Source organism: Yaniella soli, from assembly GCF_054782375.1.
The window spans coordinates 1-22,197 of record NZ_BAAGSP010000002.1; the positions used below are offsets into that span (position 1 = coordinate 1).

Annotated in this window: 21 protein-coding genes and 1 pseudogene; 10 read left to right on the top strand and 12 right to left on the bottom strand. The window is 57.9% G+C overall.

Annotated features, from left to right (window positions below; all coding sequences use genetic code 11):
• Positions 1-173: 173 nt before the first annotated feature.
• Complete coding sequence (locus tag ACYVJT_RS01055; RefSeq protein ID WP_343958891.1) at positions 174-629, top strand: MFS transporter; 456 nt, start codon at positions 174-176, stop codon at positions 627-629.
• Entirely contained in the window at positions 571-1,134 is a 564-nt protein-coding gene (locus ACYVJT_RS01060) for a hypothetical protein (protein ID WP_343958889.1), read from the top strand. Before ACYVJT_RS01055 ends, ACYVJT_RS01060 begins: the two co-directional genes overlap by 59 nt.
• A 30-nt stretch (positions 1,135-1,164) precedes the next feature.
• On the opposite strand, the gene ACYVJT_RS01065 is transcribed toward ACYVJT_RS01060, so the two are convergent.
• Positions 1,165-1,833 carry a 4a-hydroxytetrahydrobiopterin dehydratase gene (locus tag ACYVJT_RS01065; RefSeq protein WP_343958887.1) on the bottom strand — a complete coding sequence of 223 codons (669 nt, stop codon included), beginning with the start codon at positions 1,831-1,833 and terminating at the stop codon, positions 1,165-1,167.
• Between the two features lie 202 nt (positions 1,834-2,035).
• A complete protein-coding gene (locus ACYVJT_RS01070) occupies positions 2,036-2,767 on the bottom strand; it encodes a hypothetical protein (RefSeq protein WP_343958885.1) in 732 nt (243 codons plus the stop codon).
• Between the two features lie 279 nt (positions 2,768-3,046).
• On the opposite strand from ACYVJT_RS01070, the gene ACYVJT_RS01075 reads away from it, so the two are divergent.
• Positions 3,047-3,319, top strand: a complete 273-nt coding sequence (locus ACYVJT_RS01075; RefSeq protein WP_343958883.1) for a helix-turn-helix domain-containing protein — start codon at positions 3,047-3,049, stop codon at positions 3,317-3,319.
• 104 nt (positions 3,320-3,423) lie between these two features.
• On the opposite strand, the gene ACYVJT_RS01080 is transcribed toward ACYVJT_RS01075, so the two are convergent.
• Positions 3,424-5,733 (bottom strand): LPXTG cell wall anchor domain-containing protein, encoded by a 2,310-nt coding sequence (locus tag ACYVJT_RS01080; RefSeq protein ID WP_343958881.1) that lies wholly within the window; start codon positions 5,731-5,733, stop codon positions 3,424-3,426.
• Between the two features lie 500 nt (positions 5,734-6,233).
• On the opposite strand from ACYVJT_RS01080, the pseudogene ACYVJT_RS01085 reads away from it, so the two are divergent.
• Positions 6,234-7,881, top strand: a pseudogene (locus tag ACYVJT_RS01085) (ABC-F family ATP-binding cassette domain-containing protein).
• Positions 7,882-7,967: 86 nt separating this feature from the next.
• Here the strand turns inward: ACYVJT_RS01085 and ACYVJT_RS01090 are convergent.
• The 7 genes from ACYVJT_RS01090 to ACYVJT_RS01120 form a co-directional block, all read right to left on the bottom strand.
• Entirely contained in the window at positions 7,968-8,657 is a 690-nt protein-coding gene (locus tag ACYVJT_RS01090; RefSeq protein ID WP_425579884.1) for an Abi family protein, read from the bottom strand.
• A 458-nt stretch (positions 8,658-9,115) separates the two neighbouring features.
• Positions 9,116-9,850, bottom strand: a complete 735-nt coding sequence (locus ACYVJT_RS01095; RefSeq protein WP_343958877.1) for a hypothetical protein — start codon at positions 9,848-9,850, stop codon at positions 9,116-9,118.
• Positions 9,850-10,500 (bottom strand): SatD family protein, encoded by a 651-nt coding sequence (locus ACYVJT_RS01100; RefSeq protein WP_343958875.1) that lies wholly within the window; start codon positions 10,498-10,500, stop codon positions 9,850-9,852. The genes ACYVJT_RS01095 and ACYVJT_RS01100 overlap by 1 nt, the downstream gene beginning before the upstream one ends.
• Positions 10,501-10,565: 65 nt before the next feature.
• On the bottom strand, positions 10,566-12,023 hold the full coding sequence (locus tag ACYVJT_RS01105; protein ID WP_343958873.1) for an L-lactate permease: 1,458 nt from the start codon (positions 12,021-12,023) through the stop codon (positions 10,566-10,568).
• 107 nt (positions 12,024-12,130) lie between these two features.
• Positions 12,131-13,003, bottom strand: coding sequence for an aldo/keto reductase (locus ACYVJT_RS01110; RefSeq protein WP_343958871.1), 873 nt, complete (start codon positions 13,001-13,003; stop codon positions 12,131-12,133).
• A 4-nt stretch (positions 13,004-13,007) separates the two neighbouring features.
• Positions 13,008-13,274: a hypothetical protein gene (locus ACYVJT_RS01115; RefSeq protein WP_343958869.1), complete on the bottom strand. Its 267-nt coding sequence runs from the start codon at positions 13,272-13,274 to the stop codon at positions 13,008-13,010.
• Positions 13,275-13,375: 101 nt separating this feature from the next.
• Positions 13,376-13,906 (bottom strand): DNA-binding protein, encoded by a 531-nt coding sequence (locus tag ACYVJT_RS01120; RefSeq protein ID WP_343958867.1) that lies wholly within the window; start codon positions 13,904-13,906, stop codon positions 13,376-13,378.
• Positions 13,907-14,118: 212 nt separating this feature from the next.
• Between ACYVJT_RS01120 and ACYVJT_RS01125 the strand changes: the two genes are divergently transcribed.
• Positions 14,119-16,152, top strand: coding sequence for a vWA domain-containing protein (locus ACYVJT_RS01125; protein ID WP_343958865.1), 2,034 nt, complete (start codon positions 14,119-14,121; stop codon positions 16,150-16,152).
• A 19-nt stretch (positions 16,153-16,171) separates the two neighbouring features.
• On the opposite strand, the gene ACYVJT_RS01130 is transcribed toward ACYVJT_RS01125, so the two are convergent.
• Positions 16,172-17,248 carry a serine/threonine-protein kinase gene (locus ACYVJT_RS01130; protein ID WP_343958863.1) on the bottom strand — a complete coding sequence of 359 codons (1,077 nt, stop codon included), beginning with the start codon at positions 17,246-17,248 and terminating at the stop codon, positions 16,172-16,174.
• Positions 17,249-17,298: 50 nt separating this feature from the next.
• Positions 17,299-17,892, bottom strand: coding sequence for a hypothetical protein (locus ACYVJT_RS01135; RefSeq protein WP_343958861.1), 594 nt, complete (start codon positions 17,890-17,892; stop codon positions 17,299-17,301).
• 221 nt (positions 17,893-18,113) lie between these two features.
• On the opposite strand from ACYVJT_RS01135, the gene ACYVJT_RS01140 reads away from it, so the two are divergent.
• The 5 genes from ACYVJT_RS01140 to ACYVJT_RS01160 are packed head-to-tail and all read left to right on the top strand — an operon-like array spanning position 18,114 to position 22,195.
• Complete coding sequence (locus ACYVJT_RS01140) at positions 18,114-19,040, top strand: phosphate/phosphite/phosphonate ABC transporter substrate-binding protein (RefSeq protein WP_343958859.1); 927 nt, start codon at positions 18,114-18,116, stop codon at positions 19,038-19,040.
• Between the two features lie 32 nt (positions 19,041-19,072).
• Positions 19,073-19,912 (top strand): phosphonate ABC transporter ATP-binding protein, encoded by an 840-nt coding sequence (gene phnC / locus ACYVJT_RS01145; protein ID WP_343958857.1) that lies wholly within the window; start codon positions 19,073-19,075, stop codon positions 19,910-19,912.
• Positions 19,912-20,757, top strand: a complete 846-nt coding sequence (gene phnE / locus ACYVJT_RS01150) for a phosphonate ABC transporter, permease protein PhnE (RefSeq protein ID WP_343958855.1) — start codon at positions 19,912-19,914, stop codon at positions 20,755-20,757. The genes phnC and phnE overlap by 1 nt, the downstream gene beginning before the upstream one ends.
• Complete coding sequence (locus ACYVJT_RS01155) at positions 20,754-21,569, top strand: tyrosine-protein phosphatase (protein ID WP_343958853.1); 816 nt, start codon at positions 20,754-20,756, stop codon at positions 21,567-21,569. The genes phnE and ACYVJT_RS01155 overlap by 4 nt, the downstream gene beginning before the upstream one ends.
• On the top strand, positions 21,566-22,195 hold the full coding sequence (locus ACYVJT_RS01160) for a TetR/AcrR family transcriptional regulator (protein WP_343958851.1): 630 nt from the start codon (positions 21,566-21,568) through the stop codon (positions 22,193-22,195). The genes ACYVJT_RS01155 and ACYVJT_RS01160 overlap by 4 nt, the downstream gene beginning before the upstream one ends.
• Positions 22,196-22,197 lie beyond the last annotated feature (2 nt).

The following is a 22,197-nucleotide window of genomic DNA, read 5'->3' on the forward strand; positions in this document are numbered from 1 at the left end:
CAAGCAGGATACGAGTCACGTCCGGTGGTAGCAACGGCCGACATCCATACTGCCAGCTAGTCCCAGACCAGCTACTACTAAGTCTCACAGGCAGGATAGGTACTGGCCGTCCGATATCGACTGTTTGTGACTCACCAGCACACTGACGTCCTTAGGATTGTCATTCCGGGGAATTGTCCGGCATTGCCACGTTGGGCACCTTGACGGTGGGCTTGGCACCCAACGCCATCATACTCGCCCTGGGTGTAGTCATTGCGGGAACCAGTACCGGCATTGCATCTCCCCCATTAGCGCACGCCGTCGCCAATACAGTCCAACATCACATTCGCAATCGCACCCAGACGATTATCAACGCCGGGACCGGTGTGGGCGTTGCGGTTGCCGTGCCGATCGCATTGCTGACATTTGACCACTGGCGAGCTGCGTGGCTCGCCTTTGCACTCGTCTGCGCCGGTGCCACGATGTGGGTGGCACGCAGTGTGCCACGGCAACCAGCTCAGGGCAAAACGCCAGGAGTACTGCAGCATCTCATTCCTAAGCCGCTGTTTCCCCAAGGGTCCGGGTTGCTGATTGTCTCCGCGGGCATGGTGGGTCTGGGCCAGCACCGCAATCTGGACGTTCGGCCGTGACCTGTTGACGACGGTGGGCGGGCTCAGCGACACCGGTTCCGCCGTGGCCTGGGTGTTCCTCGGTGCGGTGGGCACACTCGGTGCCGCGGCTGGAGACGTCGGCCACCGCTTCGGGCTGCGGAAATCCTGGCGCCTCGCCATGCTTCTCATGGCACTTGGCACAGCCCTCTTCGCCGTGTTCCCGCACTCCTCCGGCATTGCATGGTTTGGTGCCGCAGCATTTGGACTCACATACATCGAGCTCACCAGCCTGCTGCTAATTTGGGGGACGAATGTGTACCCCTACAGCCCTGCCTCTGGTGTGGGCATCGCGTTTCTCGTCATTGCCCTGGGTCAAGCGGTTGGTTCGCCGCTGATGGGTATGATCGCGGGGGCATTCGATCTTCGAGTCGCATTTCTATTTGCCTCGGGCATTGCGGTCATTGGTGCTTTTATCAAACCGGTTTCGGCTCGACGTTCAAGGACACGTACAGACGTGCCAACACAGGTTCGCGACATCGCCTAACCTGCGTCGGGTCGTGCAGCACAACATTTCCTACTCGCTGCGCAGATACACGCGGTTGCCATCAACATCGGCAAGTTCCCACATGTTGGGTGCATCGGCGTCGCTCAGAAGTTTCCCACCGGCTTCGATGGCTGCATCTTTTCGTTCCTCGACCAACTCTGCGGGGACAAAAACATCCACGTGGATGCTCATGGGGCCCGCTGATGGATTCACGTCATCGGCCGGAATGGTGGTATCGGCGCGCTGGTGGAACCGGATTGGGTCGAGCACATCGGAACGATCCACGAGCATCTCGGCGTCGTCGGCACCCGAGGCGTCTTTAAAGTCGAAGACGGCTTTCCAAAACGGTTTGATGGCCTCAATGTCTGGGCTGACAACGACCAGGTGGGTGCGGCTGATCTTTTTCGGTTGGCGTTTGAGTTCCAGCTCTTCGATCAGTTTGTCGAGTTCGGCGGCGAATTTTACGTCGCGATCGGTCAGGCCGCCGACATCGTGGCTGACCACACGCATCCGAATGGTGTTGTAGCGGATATCAAAATCTGGGTGATGATCCTGGGCTTCAGCGACGTCGGCGAAACGGTTGACGAATTCGATAGCACCTTCAAAGTCTTTGGCGCGAACGCTGATTTCTAAGCGTCCGTCGACGACCGTCCAGCCGGGGAGTTGTTCTTGAGCTTCAGATGAGGTCACTTGAGTCATGGTGGGCCTCCTAAACATTGTGGTGTCGATTTAAACCGACATTGGCTCCACTTCAAGTGTGTCAGCTGCACTCGGTAGTGTCGAGAGTTCGGGCGGTCGGCCACCCGCTCCAACGCGCGGAACCGGCACCCGATGTATAGACACCAGATGCCGGTTCCTGATTCGTGTTCGGTTCAGTATTCAGTTCTGATGTACGACGGGGTTAGTCGTCGTCGCGATCTTCACCATCGTCGGATTCTATACTGTCACTGACGGTGTACTCTTCAACATCTTCCTGTCCGGTTTCCTGATCCGCGACCGTCAGATCGTGTTCGCCGACCTCGGCGTCTTCAGGGATGGAGATCTCAGTAAGAATGTTGCCGTCCTCGTCAGCTGCAATGTTCTGTTCACGGTTCCAATTGACGGTCACTTCGCCCCGCGGGGTAAAGTTCTCACCCGAAACCTGGACTGAGTCACCGTGGAGGAGGGTATCCGACTCCAGGTCGACTTCGACTTCGCCGTCATCTCGGTCATCCTCGAGGACTTCTAACTGGGAGTAGGCGATGTGGCCATTTTCCTCCACGGCGAGCTTGTAGGTGTCGTCATCGACAGAGTCAGGGATGGTAAATTCGCCGTCCAGGTTGCCCTGCTCATCGGCGTGCTGGGTGACCATCATTTCGTTACCCAAGTCGATCATGACTTCAGCGTTCGGGGTGAAACCTTCACCGGTGATCCCTACGGTCTCACCAGGTTTTGCTTCTTTGGTTTCCAGTTCAAAAGTGTGGTTGACTTCGGTACCGGATTGTTGGTCTTGTGTGGCGACATCGCCTTGCTGTTCGTCATTGTCTGCGAACGCAGCGGGTGCGCCCATCGCGATGGTACCAACGGTCAGAGCGGAGCCGGCGAGCATAGCGGTGACTCGGCGGCCATTTTTGGTGACTTGTGCTTCCGTCATGTGGTGCTCCCTTCGGAAAGGTTAGTTCCTTTGTATCTCGAAGAGTGATGGAGACTTTCAACCCATCGCTGTGCGATGGACACCTCATGAAGTGGAGACAAGGTCAGGCTAACACGGTGAAAATCTATGGAGCTAGCAAATTGGCAGATTCACAGGTGTTGGTCAGTCAACATAGAATCTTCCCATATCAACCCCACTTTTCTGAACAGCTAGAGTGTGACGGGAGTGCCAGCACAGGCACAATGCGACTGAAGGATTGAGCGGTGAATTTTCACAACAATGCAACCTAACACTGAAGTCACGCACGGCGATACTCGCGGGGAGCTACAACGCCTCGTAGGCCGGAACTTACGCCGGGTAAGACTCGAGAGCAGTACCAGCCAGGACACATTCGCAGCACAACTCGGCTACGCAAGAAGTTATATGGGAGATATCGAACGTGGGGTTCGAAATATCACGTTGAAATCGCTCGAAGAGCTGGCAAGCAGAGCAGGCATTGCGCCGATGGCACTGCCGGTACCCGATGACGAGTATGGGCACGGTTCCGGCTAGCAGCGCGGTTTCCTGTTGGGCATAAAAGAACCGCTTCCTACTCGTGTGTTCGAGTAGGAAGCGGTTCCTTCTATTTATAGAGAACTCAGAGAGTTCTTATCTCGTTAGTGCTTCCGTCCGAAGAGACGACCGCGGTTTGCGAAAACAACAAACGCGCCACCCATCAGCAGCAGGGCACCTGCAATGAGGCCCAGCTGACCGGAAGTTGCACCGGTCTGAGCCAGTGCGGAACCGTTCATGTCGACTGGGTCGCCAGTGTAATCACCGGAACCGTCTGGTCCGGAGCCGTCACCAGCGCTGCCATCATCACTTACAACTGAGAAGTTGCCGGTGAGTTCTACAGCATTGCCGTCTGGATCAACAGAAGTGACCACAGTGGTGTAGTCACCGAGGTAGACAGCTGGGTTCGCTACTTCGTAACCGTGAATCACGAATTGAGCTTCGCCTTCGTCATTGGCGGTCTCAGTCTGCTCGAAGTCGTTGACGCCTTCAGGACCGCTCACCGCGTAGGTGTAGTCAGCGCCAGCTTCGAGTCCAACGACCGTGTGTACGACGCCGTTGTCATCGTCTTCTTCACCGATGAAGTCGTCGAGTTCGATGCGTTCAGGATCAATCGACAGAGCCGGTTCAGTGACCTGGTCGGCTGGATCATTGACCGTGAAGTCGGCAGTGGCTTCTTCACCAGATTCGACATCAAGCGCAGTGAACGTGTGATCACCCGGCTCAAGATCCTCAGGGATCGTGACTTCAGCATTGAACTCGCCGTCAGCGTTTGCAACGGCCTCGCCCACTGGTGGGTTAATGCTGAATTCAACGTCACCATCTTCGGTAAAGCCCGACCCGGAAACGGATACGGTGTCACCCGGGTACGCGTTATCGACATTCAAATCGATGTCTGGGTCCAGCACTGGGTCGCCAGTAACGGTGAGCTCTCGAGTGGTCGAGTCACCCGAGGTTTCATCAGTGACAGTGACGTCGTTCGTGCCGGGCGCAGCGTCTTCGGGAATCTCCAGTGAATGACTAATCTCGCCGTTCTCATAGGCTTGGAACTCCACGCTCTCTGCGTCTGGGCCCCAGGTCAATGTGACATCACCCTCAGGGGTGAAGTTTTCACCTGTGACCATGATCGAGCCACCTTGTGGTACTTGGCTTGCAGATAAGTTGAGCTGCAGTTCTTCGCTCGTTACCTCGAAGTTACCCGATGCGATTTCAGCTCCGCTGTCCACATACGAGACCTGGGTGCTGTAGTTACCGATGAAGACGTCTTCCTCATCAGGCTGCACAATGTACTCGGCCACGCCATCTTCATCGGCTGTAGCTGTATCAGAGAGGTGCTCCATCGGGCTAAAGGCGTTTCCGACGCTGAATTGGACTTCATCGCCTTCTCTTAGGCCATCAACCGTATGGGTGACGCCAGTCTCCTGAAAGTCGTCTTCGTCAATCGTTTCAGGGGCAATCGTCAGTGTCGCATTGGTAACGTTAAATTGGCCACTCGTGGTGGAATCGCTCTGAACATCCCTGGCGGTGATGTCATAAACGCCGTTCACTGCATCTTCTGGGACCGCAAATTCAGCCTCAAAGTAACCTGACTCGTTCGCCTCAGCTGTGTGCTCAAGGATGGTGGTTCCATCTTCAGAAACCATAGCCAGCTCTACGTCACCCTCAGGGGAATAGCCACTCCCATTCACTTCAAAGTTGGCACCCGCAGCACCTGCACCTGGGTTAGTACGCAGTGAGACGAGTCGTTCAGCTTCGTCATCGTCGGAAACAACGTTGAAGCTCAGCGTCGGCCCGTCTTCACCTACATAGACCCAATGCGTTCCAACAAGCGAACCGTCTGGAACGGTAAAGGAAGCACCGTCAGCTAGATTCCCATCACCATCAACCTCAACCTCGCCGAGCTGGATCCGCTCAGCGTCTGCAGCCTGGGCTGCCCACACAAGGTCAACACTCGTGTTCGGCTCGAACCCGGAACCTGTCACCGTAACGGTATCTCCGACAGCTCCTTCCCTAACATCTAAGTCAGCGTCAGGAGATTCCTGATTCATCGGTGAGACAGTATCCGACGTCGAATCAACTTCGGTCGACCCATCATCAGCAGATTCTGGTTGACTCGTTTCCGATGGATCATCTGTCGGAGTGGGATCCTCCGTGGTAGCTGCATCGGTCGCAGTCGGATCTTCCTCCGGACTGGTTTCTTCGTCCGAAGTCTCTCCGCTATCTGACTCGACCGGCGTTTCGCGGCTCTCAGTAGTTTCTGGAGCAGCTGAACTGGACTCAGTAGCTTCTGGAGATTGCGCTGCGGTAGCAAAAGCAGCAGGTGCTCCTATTGCAAACGAGCTAAACGCAAGAGCAGAGCCGGCAAGCACGGCCGTGGCTAGCCGACCCTTCTTTTTATTTTCTTCTTCCGTCATGCGGTGTTCCCTTCGAGAGTGAGGAATCCGTGTGCTCGGTCCTTTTGACATGAGGCACAAACGATTCATACAACATACTTGGGCACACTTATGAGTGGACCGCGAAAAGGATAACATGGCATAGATCACTTTTGGTAGCTAATACTCAAAGCTTCATACATCCTCGAGCCCGAATCGCACTTAGGGGCCGAAGTGCTTCAAAATTGCATAAAGCTGCCCTTCCTATGCCAGATGCCACACAACGCCCCTCAAGCACCCTTTAGCTACTCACCAGCTGCTATAGAAAATGCGGGCTTCCCTACATTTAGGCGACTGGTCAACAAAATGCGTGTCGGTTACACTTTGGGCATGGCTATGCAAATTCTTTTGTTCCTTTAACAGCCGACAGGCCCTTTTGCGCTCGTTGGTCTCTGATCCGAGCCGGGGTTTCCGTGTATCCAAGGCCATTTTGGTCGCTGTTACTTTTTCGCGTCTTGACGCGACTTTTTCAAGGAATGTATATGCCTTCCACAACTCCTTCTTCGGCGCATTCGCGCGCCCATTTATCGCTCAATAACGTTGAACTTACTCTCGGAACACAACAGGTTTTGCACGACCTGGACCTAACCGTCACGCCAACATCACGCATCGCCATCGTCGGTGAGAACGGACGCGGCAAGACCACCCTTCTTCATCTACTCATGGGTCGATTTACGCCCGATGCCGGAACCGTGGCACGCCATGGCACCATCGGTGTCGCCGAACAGGAAATGTCGATCGCTGATGATCGAACCGTCGGCGATGCGGTAGCCGAAACCATTGCTCCATCGGTCGATGCACTGGCTGAACTCGATGCCGCGGGTCAGGCGCTAGCCGACGGCGACACCGACGCTGAGGAGCGCTTTGCCGTCGCACTTGAACGTGCGGAAGCGATTGATGCCTGGGACGCCGAGCGTCGGGTTCAACTGGCGCTCGAAGCGCTCGAAGCCGAAACCGACGGCACGGTCCTACTATCGGAACTCTCGGTTGGGCAGCGTTATCGTGTCCGGTTGGCCTGCCTATTGGGTGGCGCCCACGATTTCCTGCTCTTAGATGAGCCAACCAACCATCTGGACCGCAGCGGTCTGGATTTTTTTGACTGCGCGACTCCGTGATCGCAATGGCGGAGTGGTTGTTGTCAGTCACGACAGAGCACTGCTGGCCGATGTTGCCGAAACCGTGGTGAGCCTCGACGCGACACCGGATGGTCGACCCCGCCTCTACGGCGACGGATACGCGGGCTATCGCGAGCGGTCGCAAGCAGAACGCATCCAGTGGGAACAAGAGTATGCACGCGAGCAGGTGGAACATGCCAAGCTGCAAGATGATCTGCAAGCAGCGCAGGATCGCCTCATCAGCGGGTGGCGTCCCGCAAAAGGCTCGGGAAAACATCGTCGTGCCACGCGTGCTGCATCAACCGTGGGCAATGTGCGGCGTCGGCAAGATGCGCTGGAAGCTCATGCGCTCACGGTTCCGGAACCACCGTTGACGTTCAAGCTTCCCGAACTGTCTTCCCGCAGTAGCGTCACGCTCGTCTCTGCAGAAAAGGTGACCGTCGACGATCGACTGACGCCTCCCGTGTCGTTAGAATTTTCGGGCGGCGACCGATTGGTGGTCACCGGGCCGAACGGTGCCGGCAAGTCGACTCTGCTCAATGTGCTTGCTCAGCATATCGAACCAAGCACCGGCACAATCCATCGCCGGAATGATGCGAGGATCGGGTTTCTGCAACAGGAATCTGAGCTGCCACCCAAAATGCGGGTTGGTCAGCTGTTCGAGTCGCATGTGCAGAGGTTAGTCGCTCGAAACGTTATATCGTCACGATCAACTGTGGATTTACAGGAGCTCGGTCTGTTGGGCTCGAACGAGTTAGAGCTACGAGTGGGTGAGCTTTCGATGGGTCAGCAGAGGCGACTGGAATTGGCCCTGGTGTTGGCGAGCCGTCCCCAGGTGTTGCTGCTGGATGAGCCGACCAACCACTTGTCTATCCGCCTGATTGATGAGCTCACTGAAGCACTGGGGGCCACTGCCGCCGCGGTGGTCCTTGCGACGCATGATCGCCAGCTGCTGCGCGATACCGATCACTGGCCGCAGCTGCGTTTGCAGGAGCATGTCGTGAAAGTGTCGTGACGCGCCCGAAGACCCCGCATTGACCTGTTTGCATAGAGGTGCTCCGGGGGTGGTCCTGGTTTTACAGATCCACCCCGGAGATATAACTATGCCCGATTGTCGACTTTTGCTAACCCGAACCAATAGTTGGAGTCGCTCTCAGCAACCCCTAAAAGATCATGCAGGTAGTTGGCTCGTTCCTCACCACTACCCTGGTACAAACTAATGTTAATTAGCGGCGCGAGCACGGAGTTATTTGTAACCCTTCTCGATAGTTGCCGCAATTTCTTTGGAATCGCTGGGACGTTAGGGGTCGGGCGCATCCATAAACGCTGGTGGTGAGAGACCATGTTCCTCAGCGTTCGAGCCGAGCTGAGGCTTGATCCCAACAGACGGTGTCGCACATCAAAATCATTGGCTACAAGTTTCCAAATCTGATCATCGCCCGTCCCTCTATCGCACATGTTAATGAAGTTAATTAGCACGCCCAGTGAGAAGCTGTCGACTACCGCCCAAAGCGGGAGGCCCGAGACCAAGTCTTTTACACGATCGAAATTTGTATGATCACAGTACCTTGGAATCACCCCACCATTTACTTCATCCGCGCGACTCCTTAAATGATCCCTGACGAACGGTTCTCTATGCTTAAGGGTATTATCCAAGATATTCTTGATGAGATCTTCATGGGTATATTCACGGCTCAGTTCTCGGTACTGGGCGCCGTCCAAGAACGAGCCATACGGATCGAATTTTTGACAGTAGTGCTTCGTAACCGAGTTTCGTAATGCCCATTCCATCTTCCGCAGCCCCGCCTATGCATGCGCCGATATTGTATGGTCAAGATCGATAAGCTGAAATACTAGGTCAGGTTCTTTTGCTGAAGAAATGCTTCCTTTGTCGACCAGATAGCGAAAATTTCTAGCATACCCGAGAAAATAGTGAAAGTTGATTTCCTCAAGACGCCTCCGATGTTTATCTTGGATACTTCCGACGCGAAAATACCCACGGTCGTATAAGTACTCGACTCGCTCATCCAGCGACAAAAAAGGAACTACCATCAAGCACCTGAAAACAAAAGGACCCCCGAGTTGCGCATCGCTGAGAGGCTTCGGGGGAGCTATTGACCACAACTATATTCGATTACAGGAGCGAAACTCAAATTTTGATCACCGGGTTTCCATGTACCTGACCCAAATTTTCAAAACAGAACATCTTATATCCATCAAGGTATAACGCATTTTGCGGACACCTTTCGCTAAACAAACATCCACGCCAACAGTCCTGCGCCGCCGGCCAAGCCCCAACTCGCGAGACTGCCGACGAGAAACTCTTCAGCCTTGGATCCCACTTCGGCAGGCGCATCGTCGCGTTTTGCTTCGGCGGAGATCTCGGGGAAGCGCACGATGCCTTTGGCTGCCATGAGCGCTGCAACCACGTGATAGGCACCGACCACGGTCAGCACCATGATGAAGATCCGCTCCAGCGGGCCGATCACGCGCCCGCCCTTGAGCCGACTGGCCGGTATCGACCCCGGTGCGGCAGGAGCCTCGTCGGCTCCGCGTCCCGAAAGGAGCAGGACGGCGCGGGTGATCCGGTTACTGGTCTGGGTCAAGAACAGGGCAAGTGCCAGCCACATGAGTCCGGCGGGCACGAACGACTGCAAGACCACGACGTCGAGCCAGGCGAATCCGGCAATTACAACGACCAGCGCGACCGCCGTCCACGCGTACAACTCCGATGTGGACGGTGCGCTATCGTCTGCCTGCTTGGGCCGGTCCATGCGTTCGGCGCCGAAGTACCACGCGGCTGCCACGATTGCGGCGACTGCTCCCACCCACGCTTCGGGTCGGACCCAGATTGCCGCAGCGAAGATAACCGCCAGCCACCATCCCAATTGCACAAATTGGACGGCCCGCGCGGACACGTGGGCTTTCGTCAGCCGGATGAGGTCGGTCATGGCTACGGCGAGGATGGTGAGCACCGCAAGCATCAGGCGCCCTCCTTGTGGGCATTGGCGTCGGTGATCGAAAGCGCGTCGTCGGCATCCAATAATGCCATAGCCCCGGACCTGTGGAGTGCTTGCGAGACGGCTGCCTGCGAGATTTTTTCGGCCTGGGCTGCTTCCTTTTGCGTCGCGCCGAAGAGCAGTGCGGCCAAGAGACGTCGTTCTCGGGCTTTCATGCGTGCCACGACGTGGTCGCGCAACAACAGTTGTGTGGTCAGTGCGCCGGTCAGATCGTCGTCATCGGTGCGGAAACCTGTACGCGAGTCATCGAGGCGCTCTTGCCTAGCTTCGACGTCCTGGATCGCGTCGCGGGCATGCAGCCAGGCGGTGCCGTCTTGAATGGGGCCGGCCTCGCCTTCGTCAACGGTGTTGATCTGCCCCAGCCCGATGCCGTACCTCAGCTGGATGTCGTCTGGCAGCAATACTTGTGTGCGCAGGGTGATCCGTAGAGCGTCCTGCCAGTTGTCACAGATAAGTTGGAACTCATCCCCCACTGTGGCCCAGGCGGATCGGCGTGGCGGCACAGCCCGCTCGACCTGCTCAAAGGTTGCCAGGATGGCTCGTTGCGCCGCGGCTCGATCGGCCATCGCGCGGGATCCGACGATATCTGCGATGATTCCCACTGCGTGTGCCATGTGACCACAATATCACTTATATACACGAGAATATAAGGTTTTTTATGAACAGGTTGCGGTCAAGGTTAACCCGTCATCGGCAAGAAGACGACGGCGACGATGCCCCAGAGCGCCAGACTGACCAGCACGATCGGCAACAGAACCTTGATGAGCGAACCGCGTGTGACCGCGGGGCCGGGTGTATCTGCACGTTGGTAGGGCTGGGCCATGCGGAATGCTAATTCGATGCGGGCTGGACCTGCGATAATAGCCCACCCGGCAGCAGAGTTTTGTAGGCCCATCGTCCACAGGGGTGAGACAGCCAACTGTTGGGCTGCGGCAACCTGTGTGGCGCCGAACATGGCGTTCGCGCCGGTACCCGAGGCGGTGATGTAGCCGGAAAGCCCCGCGACGAAGGGCATCAAGAACAAATAGAAGGAGCCCAGTTCCGCCAGACTGCTTGCAATGACGTCGGCCAACCCGCCACCGGACATCATGACGCCGAATAACAGGTAGAGCGCGGTGGGGATGGCAACATGCCACCACATGACCAGTGATGCCTTCGGCAGGGTGCGGGTGTCTTCGTCCGACATCGTCAGGAAGGTTAGCGCCGTCAGTGCACCCGTTGTGGACCACAGCGCCGGCGACGCGAGGATTTCCCCCATCGCCCCCAGGTCGGTGGATCGATAGATGAGTTGGCCTGCGATCGTGCCGAGTAGCAGGATGAGGTACGGGATCAGCGAGCGGCCGGGGCCCGGCGTGAGGCGTCCGCGCCGGATGACTAGCAACCACAGCACGGCCATCAGAAGTGTGGCGACGGCACCTGCAACGGGTGTTCCGAGCAGGAGGTTGGCCGTCATGGTGAGACCCCAGACGACGATGCCGGACGCCGCACCAATACCGGCCCACATGAATTTTTGGCCACGAGATAGCTTCGTGGTTGTGTACCCGTTACCGGCAACCGTGGCGGCTGCGATCCCGGAGACGACGAATGGGATGAGGTTCATCCAACCGGAGACCAATCCCATATCGGTCAGTGGCGCCCCGGCAGCGTCGGCGGCGACGAGTGTGCCGGGGCCCATGGAACCCCACGGGCCAATCATCAGCCCGAGTAGCGTGAGCAATGCCGCGCGGTAGGCGGTGAAACCAAATGACAGCAACAGCGGCAGCCCGATCAACACCGAGACGCCGAAGCCGGTGACGGTTTCTAAAAACGGGACCACCCCGTGGGCCATCAGCAGCGCCGAAGCGACGGTGGGGCCGCCGGCGGAGAGCCAATCGGCGAGTTTGCGCTGCGCCCCGGTGCGGTCCATGACCCCGGAGAGCAATACGCCACCGCCAATGATGGCCAAGACTTTGACGAGCGTCCAGAAGGTGTCATTCCACGCGGTGACCAGATCGTTGGCGGGCGATCCGAAATACCACAGCGCGATGATGGCCGCGCCGATGGTGCCAAGCAGTGGCGGCAGCGCTGCCTGAATGCGGGGCAGTGCTAAGAGTCCGAGCGTGAGCAGGACCGGCAAGATGGCCATGAACAGACCCAAGCTGTTGCTCCTTCACCCGGGGGTATTGAATCACAAACTCCCAGCATAGCGCGCCGGCCGGCTGAATCATAAGCCCAGGTGATCCCGTTGAACGGGAGGATTCCAGCTCAGGCTTCGGGGATGGTTTTACCGAAGGTTTCGTGGGTGACGTCATCAGGCTCCGGGCCGCCACGCACACCGGTATCCAGCGCGTCGAGGGCGTCGAGGTGATCGGGATTGAGTTCGAGGTCGAAGACGTCAAAGTTTTCGGCGATGCGGTGGGGTGTGACGGATTTTGGAATCGCGGCGCGGCCTTGCTGCAGGTGCCAGGCCAGCATCACCTGGGCGGGCGTGCGATGCAATTCCGTGGCGATTTGACCGATTGTCTCGTCTTCGAAGGTCGTTGTGCCGGTGCCCAGATAGTCGGTGATCCCGCCGATCGGTGACCAGGCCTGGGTCAGGATGCCCAATTGCGCATTGTGCTGGCGCACCTGCGACTGCGTGAAATACGGGTGGACCTCAATTTGGTTGACCGCCGGGGTGATGTCGGTGTGCTCGCGAAGGGCATCGAGGTGCTCGATCATGAAATTGCTGACGCCGATGGCGCGGACTCGTCCATCGGCAAGGAGTGTTTCTAGTGCGCGATAGGCTTCGAGGGTTTGGGCAAACTCACCGGGCATGGCCTGGTGCAACAACAGCAGGTCGATGACGTCGACGCCGAGCTTGTCGGCGCTTTTGTCGAAGGCGTGCAGTGTTTCGTCGTAGCCATAGTCGCTGATCCAGATTTTGGTCTCGACAAAGAGATCTTCGCGGGCGATACCCGATTCGCGAATGGCCTCCCCGACGGCGCGCTCATTGCCATAAGATGCGGCGGTATCAATCAGGCGATACCCGACCCCCAGGGCTTCGGTCACGGCAGCTTTGGTTTCATCAGCGGGAATTTGGTAAACACCAAAACCGAGGGCCGGCATCGAAACACCGTTATTTAAGGTGTACTCCATGGACCTACTCATCCAATCGTTGTGCAGCACGGCTTCTGCGCACCGCCCGGATGGCCCGACGGACCATGTCTACCGCAAGAACCGCGCCGATGGCGAAGAGCACCCACGCCACGATGCCGGGCTGGCTGCCCATAATCAGGAATCTGACGCCGATAATGACGGCCATGACAAACAGTACAATTTCGGCCAAGAGTCCGAAGAAGCCGAGGCGGGTTGCTGACTTTGCGGCTTCGGGTTTTTGGGGTGAGTTCGTGTATTTATGAGGACTCATCTGTCGCTCCTTTCACCCTTGCAATACAAGGTTGCGTTGAGTCCACCGTAACCCTCTGGCATTTCGAAATGAAGAGACCACCGTTGACACCAAGGTGATAACTAAAAGAGGTCCTTGTGCGCGACGTAGTGCTCCAGCGCCGGGTGCGCCGGACCGGTGCCATACAGGCGAAGCACTTCGGCGAGGTCGGGATGCGTGTCAGCTAACTGTTCGGCTGCGTCCCGCAGCTCCGTGCCGGAGGCCACCGCGCGCAAGAGGCCTCGAATACCTGCAACCACGGCAGTATCTGGCGCCTGACTGGCCATCATTTGTGTGGTGCGACCCATGGTTGCCTGCGATGTTTTGATCTCCTCGAGCCGCTCGGCAATATTCTGGGCCGCCACTTGACCGCTCGAGAGTTGCTCCACGAGCTCGTGGAGTTGATACATTCTGTTGAGCACTGCGGGGTTGCCAATCTTGACGCGCTGGGCGCTATTGAGCTGGGAAAGCATGGGCGCAGATAGTCCAAGGACTGAGGCCAAGGAGGTTTGGTTCAACCCGAAGGCGGCTTTGATCCGGTCGAAAGTGTCACTGAGCGGTTCGCCATATGCGGCACTTTGCGCCTGCCGATTGTCCTCGACTTTGTCACTCATACAGTCCCATCCCCAACGTTGCGCAAGTAAACAACAATTTGCTGAAGTAAATTCTACGCGAAAATACCGTAACGCAGCGGTTTTGAGACGAACCGAGGAGAATCCTGCCCTATCCTAGAAAATGTTCGCACAGAACCATCATTGACTTTGCAGTTGCAACATTATAAATTTGCGATTGCAAGCATAGATTACTCACCACGAGGAAGCAGCTCATGACACCTCGCACACTTCGATCCATCACCGGTATGGGGCTGGCCACTGCTCTCATGGCGGCTTTCACCCCCGCAACCCAGACAGCGCCTCCGCTTTCACCAAGCCACACCACCTTGATGTCGAGCCTCGAAGAGGTCGAGACGAACCCCGAAGACAATGAACTGTTACTAGTCATGGATGCTTCCGGATCCATGAGTGAATCGGACGATTCTGACACGGTTCGCATTGAGGCCGCTCGCGATGCCCTGCATTCCGTGGTCGACGATCTCGATGATGACCTCAGTGTTGGACTCCGCGTTTTCTCTGCACAAGGTGAGACCAGCAACGACGCTGCGTGCCAAGACTCGGATCTCGCCGTGGAAATCGGCAGTGACAACCGCGACGACCTCCGCGACGCGATCGACTCCTATGATGCCGTCGGTGACAAAACACCCATCGCCTACGCGCTCGAAGAAGCCGCCGGTGACCTGGGAGCTGAAGGCAACCGCACCATCGTACTGGTATCGGACGGTCAAGAGAACTGCGCACCAGACCCGTGCGAAGTCGCACAAACCATCACCGACAAGGGCATTGATCTGGCAATCCACACGGTCGGCTACAGCGTAGACGACGAGGCCCGTCAAGATCTGGAATGCATCGCGCAAGCCGGCAATGGTGAATATTTTGATGCCGATGATGCCGAAACGCTGAACAATACCCTGCAGCGCCTGTCGCTGCGCGCGTTTCAACCATTCCAGTTAGAAGGTGAGCCCGTGGAGGGCGCAGCCGACATCGCCGATGCGCCGGCACTCGAGCCCGGCCAGTACGTCGATACGTGGAAAGAGGGCCCACAGTATTACCGCATCCCACGCACGATGGAAAATTCCTCGCTGCACGTCGGCGCCTCGGCGATTCACAATGATACGAGCAGCTTCGACCCGCTCACCGTGGCACTGGGCACCGAAGATGCCGGTAGCTGGGAAACCTACCGCGGCGGATCCTACTCAACCAATGACCAACTGTGTTCACAGGTCAACCTCTATGAAGGCACCAATGATGCAGCACTGAGGGTGCGCTCCGACCAGGTGACCGTCTTCCCCGACCCTGAGGAAGAGGAGACCGACTGCAACAGTGCAGACGAGCTCATCTTGCAACTCGAGGCGATCAGCAACGAGGACCCTAACGCCTATGTCGGCCAGCCGGTTGAGTTTGTCGTGACCGAAGAGCCCGAAGTCGCCAACATGACTGAGCTGCCGTCAGTAGCCGAAGGGGGTATTCGTGAGTATCAGTGGCAGTCGCTGGAGGTTGACCAAGAGCAGTCCGAGGAACTACTCGGCGGAAACTCGTTCAATAATGCACCGACATTAGAAGCAGGCGGCGCCTACTCGTCCGAGATCTACCCCGGTGAATCACTTGTCTACAAAATACCGGTCGAATGGGGCCAGCATCTTCAGGCCCAACTCGAAACCCCAGGCCGCGCCGAATTTGGTCCAGACCTGACCGTTGACCGCGGCTTTCGACTGCAGATCTATTCGCCTCACCGAGGCCTCATTCAGCACACGACGCAGGCACAAGGCCAAGAGGGCAAGTATTACGGACTGACAAATTACGATGAACCAAAACTCTGGCAAAACATGACCCATCCGGTGCGCTGGGCAAACCGCGCGAGCCCAAATGCCGGGCATAACGACATGGAATTTGCCTCCACCGCAGGCGACTACTACATTTTGGTCAGCCAGAGCGAAGTGAACTCCGACCAACAGGTCGCAGTGCCCTTTGATCTGGTCGTCGATACGTTTGGCGAGGTTGAAGGCGAGCCACAGTACGCGACGGCGTCTGCAACGAATACCGAAGATGACGACGACGCGGTGGCCGCCGAGCCCACCCAGCCAGCAGAAGCTGTGACCCCGAATGTGGGAGATGCCGAACGGACCGGGCTTTCGACGACCCAAACGGTGTTCCTTGGTATCGGCATCGCGGGACTCTTACTCCTCGTCATCGGCGCATTCGTGCTCTACCGCGTATTGAAAACCCGCAACAGGTCCTCATACTAAAAAACCGGGCACCGTCGAGTCAGCCGAACACTACGAACAGGCTTACCGCGATGAGCACAACCCCCAGACCCATCAGTATCGCAGCCAGCGCCACGGCCCTCATCTTTCGGGCCGGTTCGTGGCGTTGCTGTGGTGGGGGCGGTGGCGGCATCGTGGACACCGTTGGGGCTGCGGCCATCGGTGGCGCCGCAATTGACGGGTCAGCGTCATCGACTTCAGTCGGACCGTGCTCACTCCACCCGTGCGGCAGCGCCGGGGTGTGGTCAAAGACTTCGACGTCCCCGAGCAGTCTGTGGGCCTCGAGTGGTTCGAGTAAACCGGTCGCACGCAATTCGGCCCGAGCCTCTCCAGCATGCGCGTATCGTTCATTCACAGTAGCGTGGCCCAGTTGCGCGACGACTGCAACCAGCGAATCTGGGACCGGTTCTTCGCGGTGTGCCGCTGCAAGCAGCGTGGCAATATCAGCATCAGGCGCGGGGTGGGCACCCGTCAACATTTCCACGGCACACATTCCGGCGGCATAGAGATCCGCGGCTGGAGTCGGCTGCCAGCCGAGCTCGAAAGCTTCGGGCGCCACGTATCCTGGCGTGCCAACTGTATAGGGACCCTGTGTCAGACGCGGCGCATCGCCACCTGCCGCGATACCAAAATCACCCAACCACAGCCACGGGTGGCCCGTGCCGGTCGCGTCCAGAAGCAGATTCGCAGGTTTTACATCGCGGTGAATAACATTTTGGGCGTGCGTTGCTTCAAGGGCGGATAATAGCTGGTCCAGCAATTCGGCCGTCAATCGCACCGGGAGCGGTCCGTAGTCGCTGATCAGTGTGGCCACCGATCCGCCCGAGGCAATGGGCATAGTGAACAGGACTTTATCGTCTTCACCCGCCCAGCCGGTGGGCGTGAGAATGTGTGGATGTTCAAGTCGCAGGGATTGCTCGCGCATGAACCGCAACAACGAGGATGCATCAACCTGACGAAGCACTTTCGCCGCCGCGTACTGCTGGTGACGGTGGTCCCACACCCGCCACACCACACCGGTGCCGCCTTCCCCGAGCGGATCGACAAGTTCATAACGTCCAGCAAACACATCACCCATAATGCTTCCCAGCGTACCGAAACCCGAGTCGCCCGGACGCAGATGCTGCTCTAGAACGGTACCGGCCCGTGATCCGGTGGCAGGATCAGGATGCCGACCACTTTCTGCTGGTCGTCGACCGCCACCCTGCCCATCGCCTCTCCCGCCTCGTGGTGCAACGTCGTCACACCGACAACGGTTCCTAGCAGCTGCTCATCGTCGTCGATTCGCTCACCCGCGGGAAGCGCGACGTGGGTGTCGTCGTAGGTTTCCTTGGCTCCGATATCGGTCAACACGCGCTGCCAGGTGTCGGCGATCAATTCGGCGGTGAGTTCTTCACGAACATCTGGATGGATCAGCTGTTCTAACTGCTGGTAGTCCGCGGTACTGATGAGGTCGAAGACCCGTTCAGTCAGTTCGCGGATGGTGTGCATCGACATTGGTGCTCCTGTGATTTTCTGGCCGTTGACCGGGTTAATGACTTCTCCGAAACGCTTGAACGCAGCCTGGCGGCTAATGCCTAACGTCTCGCCGATTTCTGCCCAGGTTCGCCCGGCACTCCGAGCCTCCTGAACAGCTATCTGTAGCTGCTGCTTTGCACAGTCAAGATTGCGCTGTGCTTTGAGTATTGCTTCCATGAGCACCAGTAAACCAAAGGTTGACACCAGGCGTCAACTTTTAGTTGACAGCATTTTCCGCTTGTTGACTCGGCAGAGTTCCGGAACTACCGGTTTCGTTATTCAGGTCACCTATGTCACTCAGAGTTCATCGAAACTTTCACGACCGTACCGGCAGTCTCGTAATTCGCGGTTACCTCTCTGCGCTCTACTAAGAGTGTCGCCATCACAGACATCCCCTCTTTTTCTCGTTGTGAAGGAATAGATCAATGCGCTCTCCACTACCAAAAATTCTCGGTTCACTCGCCATCGGCTCCGCACTTGTCCTGACCGGTTGCGGCGGCTCCTCTGAAGCATCAGACGGCTCCTCCACCGACGACGACGTGATTCGCTATGCAACCCTGCCACTGTCTGATGACCCCAACGCCGAGGTTCCCGTCGACGAAATCGTCAGCTTGCTCGAAGAGTACACCGGCAAAGAAGTCATCGTCACCGAAGTACCAAACTACTCAGCAGTCATCGAAGCAGTTCGCGCAGGTCACGAAGACATCGGTCTGATGAGTGGCTTCCCATCCGCACTTGCGGTCAACACAGGTGAAGTTGATTCGCTGGTCGCCTGGCCCGGCTCTGACGAACCCGCATCCACCTGCCTCGTGTTGGATGGCTCCCCGATCGAATCACTCGACGACATCACCCCGGAAACCACCATCGCATTCGCCGACGCCGCCTCGAGCTCCGGGTTCTTCATGCCGACTCACATGCTCTCCGAAGCCGGTCTGGTCGCCGGTGAAGACTTCGAGGAACTCTTCTCGGGCGGCCACGACCGCAGCTTCATGGCACTCGATGAGGGGCAAGCCGATGTCGCATGTACCTCCCCAATCTTCACCGAAATGGCAGGCGAAAGCAGCCCCATGTTTCCATTCGAGGAAGGTGAAACCCGCTCAATCGGCGAGTCCATTGGTATGCCGGTCAGCATGAGTGCACTCACCAACCCCGATATGAGCGACGCCAAACGCGAGGTGCTGCTCGACGCCGTACCGAAACTCTTCTCCGAAGAAAACCGTGACGCGCTGGGCATCTACATGGACAGCATGCCAGAAGGCATCGAACCGATCATCGAACCGGATGACGAACTGTTCCAACCATTCGTTGATATCGCTTCGGTCGCCGACGTCGATATCTCAGACCTGGGCTAATCCAGCAGGACAACAGGAGCATAGAGATGAGCATGACAGCCAACACTCCGCCCGTTGAGACGACCAATACCACTACCACTCAACCCGCAGATACTTCTACGGATCGTCGAGCAAGACCGTTAGTCACCGTCCGTGACCTCAAGGTTCGCTACACCGACGACGCACCACTGGTACTCGACGGCGTCAACCTAGACCTCTACCCGGGCGAAACCGTGGCACTGTTGGGTTCTTCCGGTTCGGGGAAATCAACCCTGATGAAAGCACTCACCGGTTTCGCACCGGTGACATCCGGAGACGTCAACGCTGCCGGCTACGACGTCACTCAGCTGCGTCAAAAACAACTGCGCGAACTACGGTCCCAGGTCGGCCAAGTCTTCCAACAGTTCAACCTGATCGGTCGACTCTCGGTCATCACCAACGTGCTGACCGGCGGCCTGCACAACGCTGGCCCATCAAATTGGTTCGGTTCCTTCCGCAGCGCCGATCGCAAACGGGCACTGGCATTGCTGGAACGCGTCGGCATTGCAGACAAAGCCAATGCGGAAGCCCGCACCCTGTCCGGTGGGCAACAGCAACGCGTGGCGATTGCGCGTGCCCTGATGCAAAACCCACGTGTGATTCTGGCCGATGAACCCGTGGCCTCGCTTGATCCACGCATGAGCAAAAGTGTGCTGGAACTGTTGCGCTCAATTGCCCACGACGAAGGCATTCCGGTCCTGATCAGCCTGCACGTCTTACCCCTAGCACTTGAGCATTCAGACCGAATCATCGGGCTGCGGCACGGCGAAATCATCGTTTCCGGCCCAACACCTGCACTCGACGCCGAACAGCTTGCCGGCGTCTACGCACTGGAAGACGAGGAGGACGAATAATGTCTGCGACGATAGAGAAGACCACAGAGCAACCCTCCTCCGAGCAAGAACTCAAACACCGCGAGCGCGAACGCCTCGAAAAAGCCTTCACGGTGCCGCGGGCCCGGTTCATGGTCGGTGCGGTTGTTGCCATCGCCTTGTTCATCTGGTCGGCCAATGGTGCCCAGTTCGATTTCTTAAAGCTCGGCGAAGGCGCCGTGAACATGGCGGATTTCATCTCCCGGATGTTCCCGCCCGACTTCAGCGAATTTCCGGAATTCTCACTGCTCCTCATCGAAACCCTGCAGATGGCCATCGTCGGAACCGCGCTCGGCGCCGGGCTGTCACTGCTGATGGCCTTCGGGGCCGCCAGTAATATTGCCCCAACCTGGCTCTACTACGCATGCCGCTGGACGATGAACGTCATCCGTTCCCTGCCGGATCTCGTGTTCGCGTTGATGTTCGTCTCGGCTGTCGGGCTCGGCCCGTTCGCGGGCATCCTGGCCATGACCGTAGGATCGATCGGCTCCATCGGCAAGGTATTCGCCGAAGCCATGGAAGCCGTCGATCGCGGGCCCATCGTCGCGATGGAATCTGTTGGCGCATCGAAACGCCAGATCGTGCAATACGCCATCCTGCCCCAGGCCATGCCTATGCTCACCAGTTACACGCTGCTGCTGTTTGAAGGCAACGTCCGCGGGGCAACCATTCTGGGTCTGGTCGGCGCCGGCGGCATCGGTCTAGAACTGACCACCGCCATGAACCGTTACGAATATGAACACCTGGCCGCCATGGTCATCTGCATTATCCTGCTGGTCACCGTGATCGATCAGGTATCCGCCATCATCCGAAGGAAAATTACATGACACTTACCCAAGCACCAACCATCGACCTCTCCGCTCCCGTCAACCTACGGGACCTTGGTGGGACACCGGTCGCAGACGGCGTCATCGCCACCGGATTTGCGCTGCGCAGCGACGACCTGGCGACCATCACCGAGGACGCCGCCGATGCCCTGGTGACCGAGGGCCTACGCAGCGTCATTGATCTGCGATCTCGGGATGAAGTTTTTATCACCGGGCGCGGACCACTGTTGGATCGTGTCGTGAACTACCACCACGTCCCGCTGATGGCCACGATTGGTTCGGCCACCACACCGCATCGTGACCTTGCAGCGGTGGCCGCGGCTGCCCCGCTGCGCACCATGAATGACATGCCGTCGATGCACGACTTGTATGTGTCCCGCTTCGAAACCGCACCTGGCGCCCTCGTGAGCGCGTTGGCCATCATGGCGCATTCACCAGGTGCTACCGCGTTTCACTGTGCTGCAGGCAAGGACCGGACCGGCGTGCTGGCAGCCGCACTGCTGTTGGCACTGGGCGCCGACGACGAGACGATCATTGCCGACTACCGCGCAACCTACCCAAATCTGGAGGCCATCATGACACGCACCGGCAGCTACATGCATCACGTCATGGCGCTGGCTGGTTTCGACCTTCAGGCCTACCAAAATAGTACGGATGACCCGGACGAACGGCTCGCGAAAGACCAAGCGTCCATGGCGGACACGCTGGCCACCCTGCGTGCACGCTACGGCGACCCGCTGACGCCACTATATGAAGCTGGCCTATCGACCGCACTGATCGACGCCCTGCGCGAGCGCGCGGTGATTGCATGACAGAGGTAGCCACCAGGTCTCAGCGCGCGGTGTCTCGCGGGCCCGGTCGTCCCCGGATTGCGAACCATGATGAGCGGATTCTCGACGCAGTGACCGCCATGGTTGATCGCGATGAAGACATCACGGTGACCGCGGTGGTTGAAGCCAGTGGTGTCAGCCGTGCAGCGCTATATCGTCGCTGGTCCAGCATGACCCAGCTCATCGCCACGGCCTTGGATCGGGGTCGCGCAGTGGTGAAGTTCGAGTTGGATGACCACGCCACCGTCAAGGATGCGCTGGTTGAGACGATCTTCGATCAGCTCGAGCGCGCCGTAGGCGAGGATTACTCGCACAAACGCTTTCGGAAACGCCTCGAATTGGTCATGCGACATCCTGATGTCCAGGAAGCCTATTGGGCATCACATGTCCATCGACGTCGCAGCAGCATGGTCGAAGCACTTGAAACGGGCATCGAACGCGGCGAGCTCCGGGCCGATCTCGATATCGATGCTGCCATCGATGCGATCAACGGCATGTTTTACTACCAGATGGTGGTGCGCGGCACGGGACTCACTGACCCGGCCACGCACCGCCGGTGCCGCGAAGCCTTCGACATCGTCTGGCGCGGCATGGAAGTGTCAGCCTGAGG